Raw genomic sequence first — 17,840 nt, 5'->3', positions numbered from 1 at the left:
GATCAGCCTACAACTTTTTCCTGCTGAGCGTTGGCAATATAGTCTGCGAAGTCTTGATGCGGCATGGGTCTGGAGAAATGGTAGCCCTGTGCGAAATTAACGTTGAGTGAGTTCAGAAATCTTGCCTGATCAAGGGTTTCGACACCTTCGGCAATGATCGACATACCGAATTTTTTCCCCATCAGTACTATCGTTTCCGTCAATACTCTATTGTCCACATCCGCCGGCAATCCATTGATGAATGAGCGGTCAATCTTCAGATGATTAAGTGGAAAGCGTTTTATATACGCCAATGAGGAGTAACCGGTTCCAAAGTCATCCATTGCTGATTCGACGCCGAGCTTTTTCAAATGATGGAAGATCTCAAACACCTCTTCGTCGCTCTGTAACATAAGGTTTTCGGTTATCTCCACGCATAATTTCAGATCGATATCATTAGCCTGTTGAGCAATACGCGACATGAACTTAATGAAAGATGCATCACAGAAGTAGTTTGGTGGTACATTTACCGATAACCAGAACCGCTTGGGTCGTTGATCCCAGGACTCGGCATGGTCCAGAACGATTTGAAACAGCCAGTTCGTAATCTGTTTGATCATACCCGACTGTTCTGCTACGGGTATGAAATCCGAGGGCGGAACCGATCCCAATACGGGGTTTTCCAACCGCAGAAGCACCTCGGCGCCGACCAATGAGTTGTCTTTAATATCAACAATGGGTTGGTAGACCGGGTAGAGTTCACCTGCTTCCAGCGCATGGCTCAATTGCGTCTCAAGTTCTATTCTCTCTGAAACCTTTTTATTAAGGTCATGGGTAAAGAAACGGAACGTGTTGCGTCCTGCGTGTTTGGCCTCATACAAGGCGATATCGGCATTACTCATCAGGGTGCTGACATCATCGCCGTCATCCGGATAGATGGCAATACCCAGACTGGACGTAATACTCACCTCCCTATTATTCAAGTGAAAAGGGTACTCTGTAGCCGCAATAAGTTTACTGACTACACGATCCAAATCGGTGGAAAGATTAATGACATCAGGTATCAAGGCCAAAAACTCATCTCCGCCCAAGCGTGCCAGGGTGTCTTCCGATCTCAACTGTTCCTTTATACGTTTGGCCACCTTTATCAATAACAGATCCCCTACAGGATGTCCCATCGAGTCATTGATATTCTTGAAATTGTCAAGATCGATATATATGACAGCAACATGTTGATTATTACGCTTGGCGTGTTGCAGCAGTTGCTGAAGACGGTCAAAGGCGAGAAACCGATTTGGTAACTCTGTTAGCTGATCGTGTGTCGCCTGTTCAAGTAATTTCTCCTCAAAGGCCTTTCGATCCGTGATATCCTCTTTTACCGAAAGGTAGTGGGTCATATCTCCATTGCTGTCGCGGATTGGAGCAATGACGACTGATTCCCAATACACAGAACCGTTTTTTCGTTTATTACAGGACTCTCCTTTCCAGATTTCACCCCTTTTTATCGTGCTCCACATTTTGTCCAGCATCCCGCTGTCGTTTACATCGCCCTCCAGCATGCGTGTATGTTTGCCAATGACATCATGTGCCGGGTAACCGCTTACTTCAGAGAACTTCGGGTTGACATATTCAATAATTCCCTCAAGATTGGTGATAACGACTGACGCGGGACTTTGCTCCACTGCCATGGAGAGTTTTTTCAGGTCTTCCGAGGCTTTTTGTCTCTGCTCAATCTCTTTTGCTAGCTGGGTATTTATGCTCAGCAATGTTTCTCTGTCGATTTTAATCTCGTCCATCATCTCATTGAAGCTTTTAGCAAGACGGCCAAGTTCATCTTTAGAGATGATGGGGACATCCTTTTCCAGGTTGCCCTCAGCAATCCGGGATGCTCCCTGGCTTAAAATATCCACCGGGTGCAGAACCTGCATTCGAAAGATGATGAATAAGACACTTCCCAGAAATATCACGATTAAACTGTAAATCAGAATCAGATCGATAACGGCATCACGAGTAACCCGATTAATACGTGTTGTATCCAGTCCTATCAATACCCAGCCCAATACCTGATCATTGTCCTTGATGGCATACTCCAGAATGATGGGAACGGCAGGTTGATCAAATGCACCCTCCGTTGGCCTGTATTGATTTCTTATCCATTTCTCAATTTGTTCGGGTTGTACGCCATCAGGGATAAAAGTGGTTATCGGATGACCTTCCAATGCTCGTATCTGAGCAAATACGACATCGACATCGTTGGATATCTTATGGACCAGGCGATCCAGTCCGGAGACATCATAGCTGTAGATGGCGCCGGGGCTGATCAATGCTATGAACTCTCCAATTGCATTGCCCTTGCTGCGCAGGCTGTTTTCAAGCAGGTCATGCTGGGTTTTGTAGACATATAGCGCAGCTCCACCCAGTGTAATAACAAGAGTGATGGTTATCCAGATAATGAATTTGAAACGCAGACTCCTTTTATAAACTGGAGGGATGCGTGGTTTGGTTATGTGTTCATCGTCAGGGGTCATGAATAGCATCGATGATAGCACGGTGAGAATCATAGTCCTTGTCATCTACCGGATTGAAGGCGCTCAAGCGCGCTTGTCGAAGGATCTCCTCTCCCCGAGGTGATGCTTTTAGGCCAAGCAATAGATTTTTTATTTTTGTTTTCAGATCGTCATCCATCTCTTCTTTTACTGCCCAGGGAAGATGCGGAAGCGGCTCGCTGACGGCAATTACAGCCAGTTCATTCACATTGATCTTCTTGGTTACCATCGGCAGCCGTTGAACCACCTCTCCGGCCCCACCCGCGTCAGTGCGTTTGAGATAAGTGGATAATACAGCGTTAGGTGGGTTGATGGCATAGGTCTCCTGGTAGTCGCCCGCCTCCAATCCGGCCTGGCGGAGAAGATAGGTAGGCACGATATAACTCATCATTGCCCTGGGGCCGCCACCGAAGAGTATTTTCTTGTCCCGTAGCTGTTCAAGCTGCCTGATTCCGGAGTCACGGCGTACATAGATTGCTCCGCGGATCGTCTTTTCTCCGAACTCTTCGTTTTGAACCAGTGCATCGTAACCGAGTTTTTCATGGGCATTGATGTATTCGAGTTGATTCATATGCACCAGGTCATAGTGGCGCTTTTGCAAGCGTTCGAGAAAGATATCGTAATTCGGAGACAGTTCCAGATTAACCGGACGTTGCAGTTGCTCCTGCAGATAACGCGTCAGCGGACGAAACAGGTTGGCCGTGACTACAGCATCACGTCGGGGAAAAATCCCGACAAGGAGGGGATCAGCCATGACGCTGGTAAAGAGATTAGCAGCGAGCAGCAATAATAGGATATAGACTTTGAGGGCACTGCGGCTGATTTGGCTTACTATATAGCGATAACCCATGATTTATTCTTTAACTGATTGATAATCAATGGTAAATATGTAAAACCATGATTTAAGTATTGTTAGCGGCAGCAACAACGCTATCTTAAAACATTCGTAATATTTATATATAGCATCTGGTACTGTAAATATCAGGCACTATGTCATTATTTGGACAAAGACTAATTCTAAAATTGTGCAGTCCGGATCTCCCATTCGGATCATTACGGACATTCAGCTAAAACAGATAATCAGGTGAGGGGAGAATGAGCGGTAAACAATCAGACTTGCTGGCCGGTCAGCGGGCCTTAGTCACAGGCGCCAATTCAGGCATTGGTGCGGCCGTTGCGCGAGGGCTCGCCATGGCGGGCGCCAAGGTGGTCATTAACTATGTCGCCAATGAATCGGATGCCATAAAACTGGTTAATGAGATTGAGAAGTCCGGCGGCGATGCAATGGCGTTATACGGTGATGTCAGTAATGAGGGTGATGTGCAGGCAATGTTCAACCAGGTGATCGATGCGTGGGGGAGTATCGATATCCTGGTCAACAACGCCGGAATTCAACGGGATGCGCCTTTTGTCGATATGACACTGGCGCAGTGGAATAAGGTGATGGATGTGAATCTCACGGGACAGTTTCTCTGCACCAGGGAAGCGACCAAAGAGTTTGTCAGAAGGGGGGTTGTAACAGAGTTGTCATGTGCCGCCGGCAAGGTGATCTGCATGTCCTCTGTTCATGAAGTGATTCCTTGGGCCGGACACGTTAATTACGCGGCATCGAAGGGGGGTGTGATGATGTTTATGCAGAGTGTTGCTCAAGAGTTGGCGCATCAGAAGATTCGTGTCAACGGTATCGCACCGGGCGCTATCCGTACGCCGATCAACCGAAATGCGTGGGAGACGCCGGATGCGGAGGCCTCATTGCTGAAACTGATCCCCTATGAACGTATCGGCGATCCCGCCGATATTGCCAAAGCCGTGGTCTGGCTTGCGTCGGATGAGTCAGACTACGTTACGGGAACAACACTGTTTGTGGATGGTGGAATGACCCTCTATCCGGGGTTCAGAGAAGGTGGTTGAGTTGCCGATGCCGATGCCGATGCCGATTCGCTTCGGTCGTGCTGTCTGCGGGGATCTCAAGCAGGCGGAATGCCGCGAGTGGTTGTTGACCAATGGCTCCGGCGCCTATGCGGCGGGTACCGTCGCATCCAGCCTGACACGCCGATACCATGGGTTGCTGATCGCTCCCCTGACCGGTGCTCTCGATCACCATCTTATGATGGCTAAGGGGGATGCCACCCTGCGACTCGACGGCAGGGAGTGGCCGCTGTTCACCAATCGTTGGTATGGCGATGTGATCGAGCCCCATGGTTATCGATATCTGGAGAGTTTTCGACTGCTGGGCAGGATGCCGGTGTGGCGTTTTGCCTTCGGTCAAATGAACCTTGAGATGCGCATCTGGATGGAGCACGGGCAGGCAACCACCTATGTGGCTTATCGGCTCTCCGGCTGGAATGGGAAGGCCGAGTTGAACGTCAACATGCTGGCCAACCGGCGTGATCACCACGGCAATATGCATATCAGGGATACCACCGCTTCGGTCACTGAATCGGATTGCGGCATGTGCATCGAATGGCCCGAAGGGGATCGTCTCTCGATTCATACCACAGAGGCCGCCTTTGAACCCTGGCAACACTGGTACGAAGGCTTTCTGCTGAGCAGAGAAGAGCAGCGTGGACTCGCTTCATTGGACAACAATCTGTCGGTCGGCCGGGTGATCTTTCGATTGCAGCAAGGCGAGTGGGCCGGGTTCGCTGTTTCGCTTGAGAATAGAATCGACTTTGATATCGAATCATCGATGAAACGGTTTATCGAACGGGATGCGAAACTGATAAAAGGTAGCAAAGGAAGCATTGATAGTACGGCCCCTGACTGGATACGCCGGCTGCTGTTATCGGCGGATGATTTTTTAATCGAAAGGACATTGCCCTCCAATCATACCGGTCATTCGATCATTGCCGGTTATCCTTGGTTCGGTGACTGGGGCAGAGACACCATGATCTCATTGCCTGGTCTGACCGTTGCGACGGGAAGAACGGATATCGCACGCTCGATTCTGCTGGGTTACGCGGAACTCGTCGATCAGGGACAACTGCCCAACCGGTTCGTTGGCGCCGGTGAGCAGGCCGAATACAATACGGTCGATGCCGCCCTCTGGTATTTCGAGGCTTGGCGGGCCTACATTGATGCGACCCAGGACGACAAGCTCCTGAAGCAGTGTTTCACGATACTGGAGGAGATGATCGGTTGGCACCTTAAAGGTACAAGATACGGGATCGGTATGGATCCCGACGATCACCTGCTGCGTGCAGGAGAGCCCGGCGTGCAGTTGACCTGGATGGATGCGATGGTCGGCGAATGGGTGGTCACACCGCGCATCGGCAAGCCGGTGGAGATCAATGCGCTCTGGTACAACGCGCTCACTGTCATGGCCGATTTGGCAACGCGCCTGGGCAGGCCTGATCAACCCTATCGAGATATTGCCATTGCGGTAGGCGACAGTTTCAAACGTTTTCTGCGTGAAGACGGACAAGGGCTATACGATCTACTGGACGGACCGGCAGGTGATGATGCATCGATCCGTCCCAACCAGATCCTGGCAGTCAGTCTTTCACATACACCGCTTGACGAGGCAGCCTGCCGAAGTGTCGTCGAGGTGTGTGGTAACGAGTTGCTGTGCTCTTATGGTCTGCGCTCCTTGAGTCCCCGTGACAAATCCTACCGTGGACACTATCGGGGAGGTGTCGCGGACCGGGACGGCGCTTACCACCAGGGTACGGTTTGGGCATGGTTGCTGGGTCACTACGCCCTGGCGGAATATCGCGTGAAGGGCGATGCGGAGGCGGCTCAACAGCGTCTTGAACCGCTGGCCGATCACCTGCTGGATGCGGGGCTGGGTTCGATCAGTGAGATCTTCGATGGCGATCCACCGCATAGGGCGACCGGTGCGCCGGCCCAGGCCTGGTCTGTCGCATGCACGTTGGACGCCTGGTGGCGCCTGGAGCAGGCGAAGCGGGTTTGAAGGAGTGGTCATGGCTTCGGATCAACAACAGCTCAATGAGGAACGCAAACGATTGGAGCAGCAGCGTCTCGGAGAAGCTGACTGGCGACTCTGGGGACCCTATCTCTCGGAACGTGCCTGGGGCACCGTACGAGAGGATTACAGCAGCCAAGGCACTGCCTGGGAGTATTTCGATCACCACCAGTCACAATCCCGCGCCTACCGCTGGAACGAGGATGGACTGGGTGGTATCTGTGATGAGCAGCAACGACTCTGTTTCGCCTTGGCCTTGTGGAACGGTAAGGATCCCTTCCTCAAGGAGCGAGCCTTCGGCCTCACCGGTAATCAGGGTAACCGGGGCGAGGATGTCAAAGAGTACTATTTCTATACCGATGCCTTGCCGAGCCACAGCTGGCTTCGCTATCTCTATAAATACCCTCAGGCGGCCTATCCCTATGACCGCTTGGTAGAGGAGAACAGGCAGCGCAGTCGGCTCGAGCCCTCATTCAATTTGTTGGATAGCGGGGTATTCAATAACCAGGAGTTCTGGGATGTGGACGTCTGTTATGCCAAGGCCACGGCTGAGCGGATTGCGATTCGCATCACCCTGCATAACCGCTCAGACAGAGATGCCGAAATCGATCTGTTGCCTCAACTCTGGTTTCGCAATACCTGGTCATGGGGGGATGAAGACGCTGAAAAGCCGGAATTGCATCGTGATACGCCAACATCTGACGAGGCCGCGTGGAGCGTAAAATGCCATCACAAAACCTTGGGTGATTATTGGCTCTACGGTGAGCAGGATGCTGAACTGCTGTTTACGGAAAACGAGACCAATACCGCACACCTATGGGGATTGGAATCGCCCACGACCTATGTGAAGGATGCCTTTCACCGCTACGTGGTGGCGGGTGAGACCGAGGCGGTCAATCCCGAAGCCAGGGGAACCAAGTTCGCCGCCAGATACCATCTCAACGTGGCCGGCGGCGAGTCGAAGAAGATCGATTTAATACTCAGTGCACAGCCTTTGCAGCGACCTTTTCATGAACGGGAGAAGCTGTTCGCGCAACGGCGCTCCGAGGCGGATATCTTCTACGACCAGCTGCTGCCGGATGGCGGTGTGGAGGATCACCGGATCATGCGCCAGGCCCTGGCCGGGATGATCTGGAGCAAACAGTTCTTCCATTTCAATGTGCAACGATGGCTGGAGGGGGATCAGCTGGAACCGCCCCGGGAGCGGAGACAGGGACGCAATCATCACTGGCGGCATCTGCGCGCGGCGGATGTCCTGTCGATGCCGGATGCCTGGGAGTATCCATGGTTCGCCGCCTGGGATCTCGCCTTTCACTGCGTGGCGCTCGCGCTGATGGATGTGGAGTTCGCCAAACAGCAGATCGAGGTCGTATTGGGGGAACACTATCTTCACCCGAACGGACAGATACCCGCCTACGAATGGGCCTTCGGGGATGTCAATCCGCCGGTCCATGCCTGGGGCACACTCAAGGTCTATCGCGCCGAGCGGGTGCAGCGGGGAAAAGGGGACAGAAACTTTCTGCAGCGGGTGTTCCACAAACTGCTGTTGAACTACGCCTGGTGGATCAACCGCAAGGACAAGCATGGGCACAATCTGTTCGAGGGAGGATTCCTCGGTCTCGACAATATCTCGGTCTTCGACCGCTCGAAGCCCCTGCCGCCGGGCTATGCCCTCAAACAGGCGGATGCCACCGGCTGGATGGCCATGTTCGCTCTCAACATGACCATGATCGCCCTGGAGCTGGCGATCGAGGACAGGGATTACGAAGCGATCGCCATCCAGTGTTATGAACAGTTCCTGTCCATTGCCAAGGCGATCAGCGGCGGTGACGACGGCGGTCCGACCTTGTGGGACGTGGAAACGGGATTCTTCAAGGATCTTCTGATCACCCCCGAAGGCCACCACCACCGCATCGATGTCTACTCCTGGGTCGGTCTGATTCCACTGTTCGCCACCGAGGTTGTCGACCGGCGCCTGCTGGCGAACGTCCCGCGCTTTCAGGAGATGCTGAAGACACACAAGAAAGGTCTGTTTCAGGGCAGCTATGTCTGCGCCTGCCCCGATTGGGAGAACGACCGCGGCGAACACCTTCTGGCGTTGGTCGATCACAACATGCTGCCCCGCATATTGAACCGCCTGTTGAGCGAGGATGAGTTCCTGTCGCCCTATGGCGTGCGCAGTCTCAGCAAGCTGCATGAAACCTATCAGGATATGGGCCATCTGCCCGGTATCGGTCACACCGGTATCCGTTATCTGCCTGGCGAATCGGAGAGCGGGCTGTTCGGCGGCAACTCCAACTGGCGCGGCCCGGTATGGCTGCCCACCAACTATGCCCTGGTGCAGGCGTTGGAGAAGTTTCACCGTTTCCTGGGCGACGAATTCAAATATCCGGTGCCCTCTCTGCCCGGCCAGCAACTTACCCTGCGGGAGATCGCAACGCTGATCTCGGAGCGGCTGGTTGATCTCTACCGGCGGGACCCGCAGGGCAAGATCCCGGCGCTGCGCCGCGACAGTCCCTTCCAGACCGAAGAGAGCTGGCGTCATCTCAACCTGTTCTACGAATATTTTCACGCGGAAACCGGACAGGGGCTGGGCGCAGCCCACCAGACCGGCTGGACGGGATTGCTGGCCAACCTGGTGATGCGGCGCTACCGTAAGGATATTCCGGTCTTTCTCGGACACGAGGATGAGTCATTGGCGAGATAGCTGTGCCGGCTAAACTCTCAACACCTCAATTCTTCCACTCTTTTGATGTTTGGCAGACTCCGGATCATCGGTTTCTGAGCTGGTGATGAAAAGACGATCGCCATTGCTGCCTCCCAGCATACAGGCATAAGGCGCCCCTAACGGCTTTATCGTGCGCACGATCTCTCCACCCTCGCGTACCAGAAGCAAAAGCGATTGATTAGGTGCGGCAATCCACAGCAGACCATCCTTATCCAGGCAGATGCCGTCAGGATAGGCATCGCCGAGCTCGGCCCATACCCGCCGGTTCGATAACCGGCCGTCGGTTTGCACATCGAATGCAGTAATACGCGAGGCAAATGTCTCGGCTACTAACAAGGTGGCTCCATCGGGGGAAAGGGCGCAGCCGTTGGGAAAGATCATCTCGTCAGCCACAACCGAACACTTGCCTTGCCCATTTACAAGGATCAGCTCGGCCGGGCTTTGCTCGGCACCGCCGTGCAGATCGTAGCCGAAGTTGCCCACATAGCAGCGGCCCCGGGCATCCGTCAGCATGTCGTTGCAATGGAATGAGGCGAGGCGGGAGAGATCGGCATAAGTTTGTAAAACACCCTCTTCGAGAACAAGCACCTGCCGTTTGGTCATCGATACCACCAGCAGACGCCCGTCCGGCAGCCAGCCGAGTCCGCCAGGCAGATCATCCAGTGTGGCGACGGTCTCGGCTTTCCCTTGGGGCGTGACCCGTACAATGCGCCCGGCATGCTGGTCGGTGAACCAGAGCCAGCCGTCCCTCCAACGAGGGGCTTCGGGGAACATCAGACCATCCAGAAGCAGCTGAGTGGCAGGCAGTGAGAGTTGGTCGATGATCGTATCGACGATGCTATCGGGTGGTTGGCGAATGTCGATCGCCAGGGTGTCGGCGGGTCTCTCCAGGGCTTCGAACTGGCTCTGTAACATGTCCGGTTTCATGAAGTGGCCGGTACGCTGCTTAAGCCGCTCCAGGATCAGCTCGTAGGAGCCGCTGAGATAGATCGGCCGAACCTGTTCATGGTCCACCCGGAGTTGATTTCGATATCGGCTTTTTAACGCCGAACTGGCGAGGACCATGTTGTCACCAGATTCGAGATGGTCTGTTATCAGCTTCTCCAACGCATTCAGCCAGGGTTGACGATCCTTGTCATCAAGGGGAATATCCGCTGACATCTTTTCTTTGTTCCCTGCCGGGTGGTAGTCGTCCCCTTCGATATAAGGCCAACCCAGGCGCTTCGCCAGCAGCCTGCCGATGGTTGTTTTGCCGGAGCCGGAGACTCCCATGACGATCAGAATCAAGGGATTTTACCTGTCTGTAAATAGATGCGGGTGTTTGCTGGATTAGTTGAGCCAGCTACATCATAAAATTTATGGCGGTAAGCGGCCAGCGATTGATGGGAGTCCAGGTCAAAATGTATGGGATGATAAGATGCAAATCTGACATTAAATTTCTTGGAGGCTTTAATTGATGGAGTACGGACCCCGCGAGATCACCACACCGTTTCGTCCCATTCCCCTGGATGTGCCGGAAGGGATGAAACCCAATGAGTTTTTCAACAGCACGGAAAACCTCAATGACCTGGTGCACAACAACGGTCTGTTGATGAATCCGGAGAATCTGCTGCTCTACCGCAAGGCCCTGGGCCACAGCAACGAGTTCGATACCTCCATCATCTACAATACATCCCAGGTGATACTCGATCCCCTCGGCAGACCGGTGCGGCGAACCCAGGTGCCGGAAAACGTGCGGCATGTGTGGAACCGCATGAACCAGATCATCATCGGTTACATGCTGGAGACCTATCCCGATCCCACGGAACATTTGCTGTTGGCCGGCGAGGCCAGCCTGGATGCCACCTGGCCTTTGACTTCGCCGGGTGTGCCGAGTATCCGCATGCTGCATAACCATTTTATCGTCTTCCCCATGCAGCGGCTGCGTGATGCGGTGTTGGCCGATTCCGCCAACCCCAACCTGACCGACGGTGGGCAGCACAGCCTCTTCCAGTCCTACATGCGTGATGTCTATCGGGAGTTTTTCGACCGCGCCCTTGATCTCAGGGTGCTTAAGCCCATCAGTTCGGAGGATTCTAATATCAAGCTGACCGGCTATCCTCAGGGGCTGCCCTGCTGGGAGATAAGGGGCGGGGTGGAAGCCCTGAAAGACATCCGTTTCTGGCAAGAGTACGATGCCGTTCTCGAGGGTTTCATCGATTTCTATCGGACATTTTTCAGTCAGGTCTCCACCCGCAACGCACCCATGCCGAAGGATATCTACTATCCGGAGCAGGTTGAGAGCGTCCTGCTGTTCAATAACGATTTTCTCGCCACGGCGAAGCGGGTCAGGGATCAATGCATCGTCGACGCCAAGTACGCCAACTCCATCCGCTGGCAGCCGGCGTTCAAACAGCTTATCTATCGCAATGAGGAAGGCAAGCTGATCGTTACCATCAGTCAGAACTCCATCGGCAACGCCATTACGGAGCTGCTGGGCGTGGTGGTGAAGCGGATGCCGGACGCGGACGCCTACGGTGCAGCCGAACCGGCGCTGCTCGAAAAGCTCCTCGAAGTGAGACGGCGTCTTATTGAAGCCGATCTGGGAGATGGGATAGAGACCGACTACTGGTCAGCCACATAACTCATAGAATCAGGCATTAGGTGTTTGGTCGTCACCCTGCGGTGTGACAGCTTCTTCAACGGCTTCGGGAGACGCAGTAATTGCGCCGCTGATCACTCTTCTTTATGCGATCAGAATGTTCTCTGTCATATCAGGTTCATAAACCATAAACAACCGGTCAAAGCTTAAGACTATGTCGTGAAAGCACCGGCCAATAAGCAGAATTAATTAAACTAAGGAGATACATATGCCGAATCTCCCACACATGAGATTCAGTTGATGAAACAGCGGATCCAGGAACTGGAGACGCTGTTGAAGAGGAGCCATGTGGAAAACAGGACGATGCCCAATCCGAAAAGGCTGCTTGGAGTGAAGCATAGCAGCCGGCGGTATCTATACCTGTATCGATCTTATCAGCGCTGAGAATCAACCCTTTATCGGAGGCACTATGGGAAGCGATAGCGGGGAACCGAGCATCGATTCAATATCAATCTGGGTTACTATTTTTAAAGCAGTCCTGATCAGGTTTGGGTGATCCGGATTGTGTGTCATTAAGTTTCCTGATTAATGAGATGGGTCCATACCATTAATCAGGTTTACTTTTGAATCTTGGCATCAATCGCAACCGAAGTGGTTGAGGTTATCCTTGCGCAGCACTCGCATTGTCAGCTGTTTTCACCTGATTGCGCCCGGCTTTTTTCGCGGTATACATAGCCATATCGGCTGCTTTGAGCAATTCCTTCAAGGATTCGGCATGGTCCGGATAGGTGGCGACGCCGATACTGATGGTTAAATTGATATCTTCGTTGTTCTCCAGATGAATAGAATGATCGGCGACTTGCTTGCGAAGTCGTTCTGCCAGGTCTTTGGCTTGGTCAAGTGGCGTCTCGGAAAGGACAATGACAAACTCCTCGCCACCATATCGAGCTGAAAAGTCCGTTTTACGAATACTGCGTTCTAATAACGATGATAAATTCGTAAGTACCGTATCTCCGATCTGGTGGCCATATTGATCATTGACACGCTTAAAATGGTCAATGTCCAGCATAAAGACCGATAGCATGTGGTTATACCGATTGCATCGCGCAATCTCCCGGGTTAACCGGGTTTCCAGCTCTTTACGATTATAAAGGCCGGTTAGGGGGTCGTGTGTCGCCTGCTGTTTGAGCCTCTCCTCGGTCTCTTTTCTTACTGAGATGTCGTGCATCGTCACGAATGTCTGGAACGGACTGTCTTCTCCCGGTAGGAACTGCGGGATGGCGGTGACATTCAACCAGACGTAGTTTTTTCTTTGAGGATTGAAGACGCCAAGAATAGCGCCTTTCACAGGTTTGCCCGTGCGTAAGGCCTGCATCGAGGGATGCTGCTTGCCCGGTATCTCCGAGCCGTCTTCCCGGACCACCTTCCATTGTGGATCCATCGAGGTCCTTCCCAGAAATTGTTCACGGGTGATGCCGAACAGTTCGAGTCCGGCACGATTGATATCGAGCAGGGTTCCGTCAGCTCGCTGATAGAAAGCGCCCTGGGCCATGTTCTCGAACAATGCGTGGAATTTCGCTTCATTGATTTTTAGATTGCGATGTTCCCTCCAGTGTTGATAAACAAACAGGGCCAATAGCATGAGGGAGAGTGACACCATCAATCCGGTGGCAATCTGGAAGTAGAACAGCTGATGGTCATTCTCCCTGTCCAGAATACCGAGCCATTTTTCGCGTAGTCGCTCATAGGTTCCGTCGGCGATGACGACCGATAGTCCCTCGTTGAGTAGCGCGAGCAGCGCCTTGTCTCCCTCGGTGACCGCAAAACAGAAATCCTGTCTAAGGCCCGGCAGAGGTGCAATGGCCGTTGTTATGTTATCCAACCCAAGCGTGTCGATCAGCGTGAGACCGACCAGCCGTTGTGCCACGACAGCATCGATTTCCCCTTCCGCCAATTGCATGAATGCCTCTTCATAAGATCTTGTCGCCACAATCCGATCGGTAAATCCTTCCCGTCGTAGATACTCTTCCGCATTGTCACCCTGCAGGACGCCGACATGAAGTCCATCCAGGTTTTCCGGCACCTTGATGCGATTTTCGTCATCACGTACGAAAACCGCGCCATAAAGACTGATGTAGGGTACGGTGAAATCGAAGAACGCTTCCCGTTCCGGGGTGCGGCCCACGAGTGGCAGTGCCTCCAGGTGGCCCGCCTCAAGATTTTGTTTGATTTCCGCCCAAGGCCCGATCTCGAAGGTGACTTCGCGACCCATGGCCTGGAGGGCGGCCCGCATCAGTTCCACAGAGAAGCCGCCGGCAATGTTGTCTTCGCGCACGATGGAGAAGGGGGGGTAGTCGAGTTCACTCGCCGAGCGTATTGGAGGCGGGTCAGCCTGGCAGAATAGGGGCAGCAGCCAGACGGTAAATGCAAAGGCAAAGTGCGCAGTACTCATCCTGAGATAGCGGAGACTGTTTCTTGCTAATCTAAAAGACATAGCTATGAATATAAGGTTCTCCAAGCGGCCCAATTCGCCATCCTGGCTGAATTGTGTAAAACACTTACACCCTAATATGGTTAATGGCAGGATGCATCAGATATGTAAGATTGTCGAGCACTCATCACTGGACTAGTTTCATGGATGCGATCATGCCGACTGTCGTACAAGCTGGGTCAATCCGAACAACATGGCCGCCGCCACGACAACCGAAGGGCCGGCCGGCGTATCCCATTGCCAGGAGCCGGCAAGTCCCAGGACCACGGCGAGTGCCCCGACCGCCGCTGCGACCAAAGCCATCTGCTCCGGGGTGCGGCTGAAACGTCTTGCCGCCGCTGCCGGGATGATCATCATGGAGGTGATCAGCAGTACACCGACGATTTTCATGGAGACCGCGATCACCAGGGCGATCAGCAGCATGAAGATCAAGCGCATCCGTTCCACGGGCACCCCTTCCACCTGGGCCAGCTCTTCGTGCACTGTCAGGGAGAGCAGGGGACGCCAGATCAGGATCAGGACTAACAATACCAGCAGCCCACCGCCCCAGACCCAGAGCAGATCACCGGCCGTCACCGCCAGGATATCGCCGAACAGATATCCCATCAGGTCGACCCTGACTGATGTTTGAAAGGCCATTACCACCAGGCCCAGGGAGAGTGCGCTATGGGCCAGGATGCCGAGTTGTGTATCCTGGGACAGCTGACGATTGTCGCTCATGCCCACCAGTAGCAGCGCCAGAAGAATACCCAGTAAAATGACGGAGAGGTTGAGACTGATACCCAACAGAAAGCCAAGGGCAACCCCCAGCAAGGCGGAGTGGGCCAGGGTGTCCCCGAAATAGGCCATGCGCCGCCAGACAACGAATACACCCAATGGCCCTGTCACCAGGGCGACACCCAGACCGGCGATCAGCGCACGAGTCAGGAAATCATCCATGCGTATGCTCCTCGCCGGTTCCTTCGACATCCCCATGGATATCGTGGGTGTGGTCGTGGTGATGGGTATAGACCGCCAGCTTGGCACTGGCCGGTGAGCCGAACAGCTCCAGATAGGCGGGGTGCTGGCTGACGCTCTCCGGATGACCGGAGCAGCAGACATGCTGGTTAAGGCAGAGTACCTGGTCCGTGGTGGCCATGACCAGATGGAGGTCATGGGAAATCATCAATACGCCGCAACCGAATCGATTCCGGATATCGGTGATCAGGGCATAGAGGCTGGCCTGGCCTGTGATGTCCACCCCCTGTACCGGTTCATCGAGGACCAGCAGGTCGGGTCGACGCATGAGTGCCCTGGCCAGCAGAACCCGCTGGCGTTCACCACCGGAGAGTCTTTGCATCGGTTGTTGCATCAACTGTGCAATGGACAGTTCATTGACGATCCCCTTGATTTCAATGTCACGCCGCTCGGTCCCCAGGGATAAAAAACGGCTGACCGTCAAAGGCATATTCTCGGACAGGGCCAATTGCTGCGGCATATACCCGATACGCAGATCCGGGCGCAGGGTTACCTCTCCCGTATCAGCCTTGAGCAGGCCGAGTATGATCCGGACCAGGGTTGTTTTGCCTGCGCCGTTGGGTCCGATCAGGGTGACGATTTCTCCCGGGTCAACTTTGAGACTGACATTTTCAAGAAGTTGTCTGCCTTGCAGGTTGACACTGATCTCTTTGGCAGCCACCAGTGGAGGTCCATCGCTATGCATTGCGATGCTCACCCTTGCAATGTACACAGATACCCGTGATCTCAATGCTCCTTCGCTCGATGCTGAAGCCGATTCTTTTGGCATGATCGGCTATGGCGGATTCGATCTTGGTATCGTCCAGTTCGGCAGCCTGACCGCATCTGTGACAGATAAAAAACTGCGCGCTATGGTCAGGCCCCGGATGGTCGCAGCCGACAAAGGCATTCAACGAGTTGATACGGTGAATGAGTCCGTGTTCGAGGAGGAAGTCGAGCGAGCGGTAGACCGTGGGAGGTGCCGCCTTGTGTCCGTCCAAAGTCAAATGTTGCAAGAGATCATAGGCGCCCACCGGACGATGATTGGCCCAGATCAGCTCCAGGACCCTGTGGCGCAGTTTGGTCAGACGGACCCCTCTCTTGCGACAATAGTTTTCCGCCTCATGCAGGGCACGCTCCACACAGTGCTGGTGATCGTGATCGGCTGTGGGGAACTGTTGATGTTGCTTCGATAAGCTCATTTAGGTAACTCTCCGGACAGGCAGTTGAGCAGATTGTCTGCAAGCCCCCGCATCAATGAGAAGTAGCAATCGGGCCCTGGAGGCAGCTGTTCGCCCAGTGGATCCAATTCTCCGATCTTCACTGCAAGGCCCTCCACCAGGGTATGTGCAAGCTTGGGCTCGAACTGAGGTTCGGTGAAGAGACAGCGGGCTCCTCTCTGTTCGATTGTCTGTCTCAACCGATGAATATGCCGTGCACCGGACAATTGATCCGGGGTTATGTTTACCGTACCAACGGTATGCATGCCATAGTGCGCTTCGAAATATTGATAGGCATCGTGGAAGACGACGTAGGGCGTGTTCGCGACCGGTTTCAGTTGACTGCGAAGTGCATTGTCGAAAGTATGCAGCCGGTTCAACAGATTGCGGCTGTTTTTCCGGAATATTGCACTATGGACTTCATCCAGTTCGATCAGCTTTTGGGTCAGGTGGCGAACCATCGCTGCCGCATTATCCGGTGACAGCCAGATGTGATTGTCAAGCATGGCTGAAATCACGGCTTGATCCGGGTGACTGTCGTTGAGGTCGTGCGAATGCCCATGAGAACGCCACTCGCGCCGGTTTCGAATCGGCAATAGATGAAGATCGGGGGTTTCGAGTAAACTGAGAATTGGCGCCTCGAAGGATTGCCGCTGTAAAAGGTGGGAGAGGGCAGGCTCCAGTGAGGTCCCGACCCAGACGATCAAATCCGCCTCGTTAAGCATCCTGATCTGGGAGGGCTTGAGACTCATGTCGTGTGGTGACTGACTATCGTCCAGCAGAAGCCGCGGCTCCGCCACATCTTGCATCAGGCTTGCTAACAGTGAATGCACCGGTTTCAGACTGACCACTACGTTCAGTGCTCCATGGGCATTACCCACCAGGCTGCAGAGCACCATAATTAGACTAAAGTAATGTCTCAAGGGCGTCATATTATTTCGATAGCAGGTTGCTTATTATGCATCGGGGAGTTGTCAATAATGTTATGTTATATTATAACAACATGAATAGACATCAAGACAGGCGCTTATGCCGACCCATGAATGCCAATAGTCACGATCAGGTATGGGAAATCCGTGGGTGATTTGACTCGCCTCCTGCGAGGCGTATTTGCGCTCAGTTTCCTGATAGCTCAGGCCGGGTGGTTGGACCATTTATACCACCAGCACGACCTGAATCATGATGAGATCTGTGAACTCTGCCTGGTCGGGTATGCTCAGGAGCATGCGGCGACCGGTTCAGAGGGGTACAGTATCCAGAATCCCACCTATATCCTTACGCCAAGCCTGACCGGCTCGGATCATATAGGGCTGAAGGCAAATCCCTATCACAGCAGGGCTCCACCACTCTACTTCTGATCAAGAAACTCAAAAT

The 17,840-nt window shown here is 53.5% G+C and carries 13 protein-coding genes; 5 read left to right on the top strand and 8 right to left on the bottom strand.

The features are described from left to right. Positions 1 to 2: 2 nt before the first annotated feature. Both AB8516_RS05465 and AB8516_RS05460 read right to left on the bottom strand, forming a co-directional pair. Entirely contained in the window at positions 3 to 2,507 is a 2,505-nt protein-coding gene (locus AB8516_RS05465; RefSeq protein WP_369158812.1) for an EAL domain-containing protein, read from the bottom strand. Further along, the gene (locus AB8516_RS05460; protein ID WP_369158810.1) at positions 2,497 to 3,375 is read right to left on the bottom strand and encodes a phosphate/phosphite/phosphonate ABC transporter substrate-binding protein; all 879 of its coding nucleotides are present in this window, start codon (positions 3,373 to 3,375) and stop codon (positions 2,497 to 2,499) included. The genes AB8516_RS05465 and AB8516_RS05460 overlap by 11 nt, the downstream gene beginning before the upstream one ends. A 245-nt stretch (positions 3,376 to 3,620) precedes the next feature. Here AB8516_RS05460 and AB8516_RS05455 point away from each other — a divergent pair, with 245 nt between their 5' ends. From AB8516_RS05455 to AB8516_RS05445, 3 genes are read left to right on the top strand one after another with little or no spacing between them, the layout of a single operon-like run. Continuing rightward, positions 3,621 to 4,436, top strand: a complete 816-nt coding sequence (locus AB8516_RS05455; protein ID WP_369158808.1) for an SDR family oxidoreductase — start codon at positions 3,621 to 3,623, stop codon at positions 4,434 to 4,436. Then, positions 4,429 to 6,438: an amylo-alpha-1,6-glucosidase gene (locus AB8516_RS05450; protein ID WP_369158806.1), complete on the top strand. Its 2,010-nt coding sequence runs from the start codon at positions 4,429 to 4,431 to the stop codon at positions 6,436 to 6,438. Before AB8516_RS05455 ends, AB8516_RS05450 begins: the two co-directional genes overlap by 8 nt. A gap of 10 nt (positions 6,439 to 6,448) precedes the next feature. Then, on the top strand, positions 6,449 to 9,157 hold the full coding sequence (locus AB8516_RS05445; protein WP_369158804.1) for an MGH1-like glycoside hydrolase domain-containing protein: 2,709 nt from the start codon (positions 6,449 to 6,451) through the stop codon (positions 9,155 to 9,157). A gap of 9 nt (positions 9,158 to 9,166) precedes the next feature. Here AB8516_RS05445 and AB8516_RS05440 read toward each other — a convergent pair whose 3' ends face one another. After that, positions 9,167 to 10,465, bottom strand: coding sequence for a gluconokinase, GntK/IdnK-type (locus tag AB8516_RS05440; RefSeq protein ID WP_369158802.1), 1,299 nt, complete (start codon positions 10,463 to 10,465; stop codon positions 9,167 to 9,169). 169 nt (positions 10,466 to 10,634) lie between these two features. Between AB8516_RS05440 and AB8516_RS05435 the strand changes: the two genes are divergently transcribed. Next, positions 10,635 to 11,801, top strand: coding sequence for a hypothetical protein (locus AB8516_RS05435; protein WP_369158800.1), 1,167 nt, complete (start codon positions 10,635 to 10,637; stop codon positions 11,799 to 11,801). Positions 11,802 to 12,420: 619 nt separating this feature from the next. On the opposite strand, the gene AB8516_RS05430 is transcribed toward AB8516_RS05435, so the two are convergent. The 5 genes from AB8516_RS05430 to AB8516_RS05410 form a co-directional block, all read right to left on the bottom strand. Then, positions 12,421 to 14,211 carry a diguanylate cyclase gene (locus AB8516_RS05430; protein WP_369158798.1) on the bottom strand — a complete coding sequence of 597 codons (1,791 nt, stop codon included), beginning with the start codon at positions 14,209 to 14,211 and terminating at the stop codon, positions 12,421 to 12,423. A gap of 192 nt (positions 14,212 to 14,403) precedes the next feature. Continuing rightward, the gene (gene znuB, locus AB8516_RS05425; RefSeq protein ID WP_369158796.1) at positions 14,404 to 15,189 is read right to left on the bottom strand and encodes a zinc ABC transporter permease subunit ZnuB; all 786 of its coding nucleotides are present in this window, start codon (positions 15,187 to 15,189) and stop codon (positions 14,404 to 14,406) included. Further along, on the bottom strand, positions 15,182 to 15,952 hold the full coding sequence (gene znuC, locus AB8516_RS05420; RefSeq protein ID WP_369158794.1) for a zinc ABC transporter ATP-binding protein ZnuC: 771 nt from the start codon (positions 15,950 to 15,952) through the stop codon (positions 15,182 to 15,184). The genes znuB and znuC overlap by 8 nt, the downstream gene beginning before the upstream one ends. Next, complete coding sequence (locus AB8516_RS05415) at positions 15,945 to 16,448, bottom strand: Fur family transcriptional regulator (protein ID WP_369158792.1); 504 nt, start codon at positions 16,446 to 16,448, stop codon at positions 15,945 to 15,947. The genes znuC and AB8516_RS05415 overlap by 8 nt, the downstream gene beginning before the upstream one ends. After that, positions 16,445 to 17,365 carry a zinc ABC transporter substrate-binding protein gene (locus AB8516_RS05410; protein ID WP_369158790.1) on the bottom strand — a complete coding sequence of 307 codons (921 nt, stop codon included), beginning with the start codon at positions 17,363 to 17,365 and terminating at the stop codon, positions 16,445 to 16,447. Before AB8516_RS05410 ends, AB8516_RS05415 begins: the two co-directional genes overlap by 4 nt. A 177-nt stretch (positions 17,366 to 17,542) precedes the next feature. On the opposite strand from AB8516_RS05410, the gene AB8516_RS05405 reads away from it, so the two are divergent. After that, complete coding sequence (locus tag AB8516_RS05405; protein WP_369158788.1) at positions 17,543 to 17,824, top strand: hypothetical protein; 282 nt, start codon at positions 17,543 to 17,545, stop codon at positions 17,822 to 17,824. Positions 17,825 to 17,840: the final 16 nt, after the last annotated feature.

This window comes from Candidatus Thiodiazotropha sp. LNASS1, from assembly GCF_964212655.1.
Classification (GTDB): Bacteria; Pseudomonadota; Gammaproteobacteria; order Chromatiales; family Chromatiaceae; genus Thiodiazotropha.
This window is presented reverse-complemented; position numbering and strand designations above follow the sequence as displayed.

Bases quoted from the DNA above. Each gene is read 5' to 3' on its own strand.
- AB8516_RS05465 (WP_369158812.1), bottom strand. From the start codon at position 2,507: ATGACCCCTGACGATGAACACATAACCAAACCACGCATCCCTCCAGTT.
- AB8516_RS05460 (WP_369158810.1), bottom strand. From the start codon at position 3,375: ATGGGTTATCGCTATATAGTAAGCCAAATCAGCCGCAGTGCCCTCAAA.
- AB8516_RS05455 (WP_369158808.1), top strand. From the start codon at position 3,621: ATGAGCGGTAAACAATCAGACTTGCTGGCCGGTCAGCGGGCCTTAGTC.
- AB8516_RS05445 (WP_369158804.1), top strand. From the start codon at position 6,449: ATGGCTTCGGATCAACAACAGCTCAATGAGGAACGCAAACGATTGGAG.
- AB8516_RS05435 (WP_369158800.1), top strand. From the start codon at position 10,635: ATGGAGTACGGACCCCGCGAGATCACCACACCGTTTCGTCCCATTCCC.
- AB8516_RS05430 (WP_369158798.1), bottom strand. From the start codon at position 14,211: ATGAGTACTGCGCACTTTGCCTTTGCATTTACCGTCTGGCTGCTGCCC.
- znuB (WP_369158796.1), bottom strand. From the start codon at position 15,189: ATGGATGATTTCCTGACTCGTGCGCTGATCGCCGGTCTGGGTGTCGCC.
- znuC (WP_369158794.1), bottom strand. From the start codon at position 15,952: ATGCATAGCGATGGACCTCCACTGGTGGCTGCCAAAGAGATCAGTGTC.
- AB8516_RS05415 (WP_369158792.1), bottom strand. From the start codon at position 16,448: ATGAGCTTATCGAAGCAACATCAACAGTTCCCCACAGCCGATCACGAT.
- AB8516_RS05410 (WP_369158790.1), bottom strand. From the start codon at position 17,365: ATGGTGCTCTGCAGCCTGGTGGGTAATGCCCATGGAGCACTGAACGTA.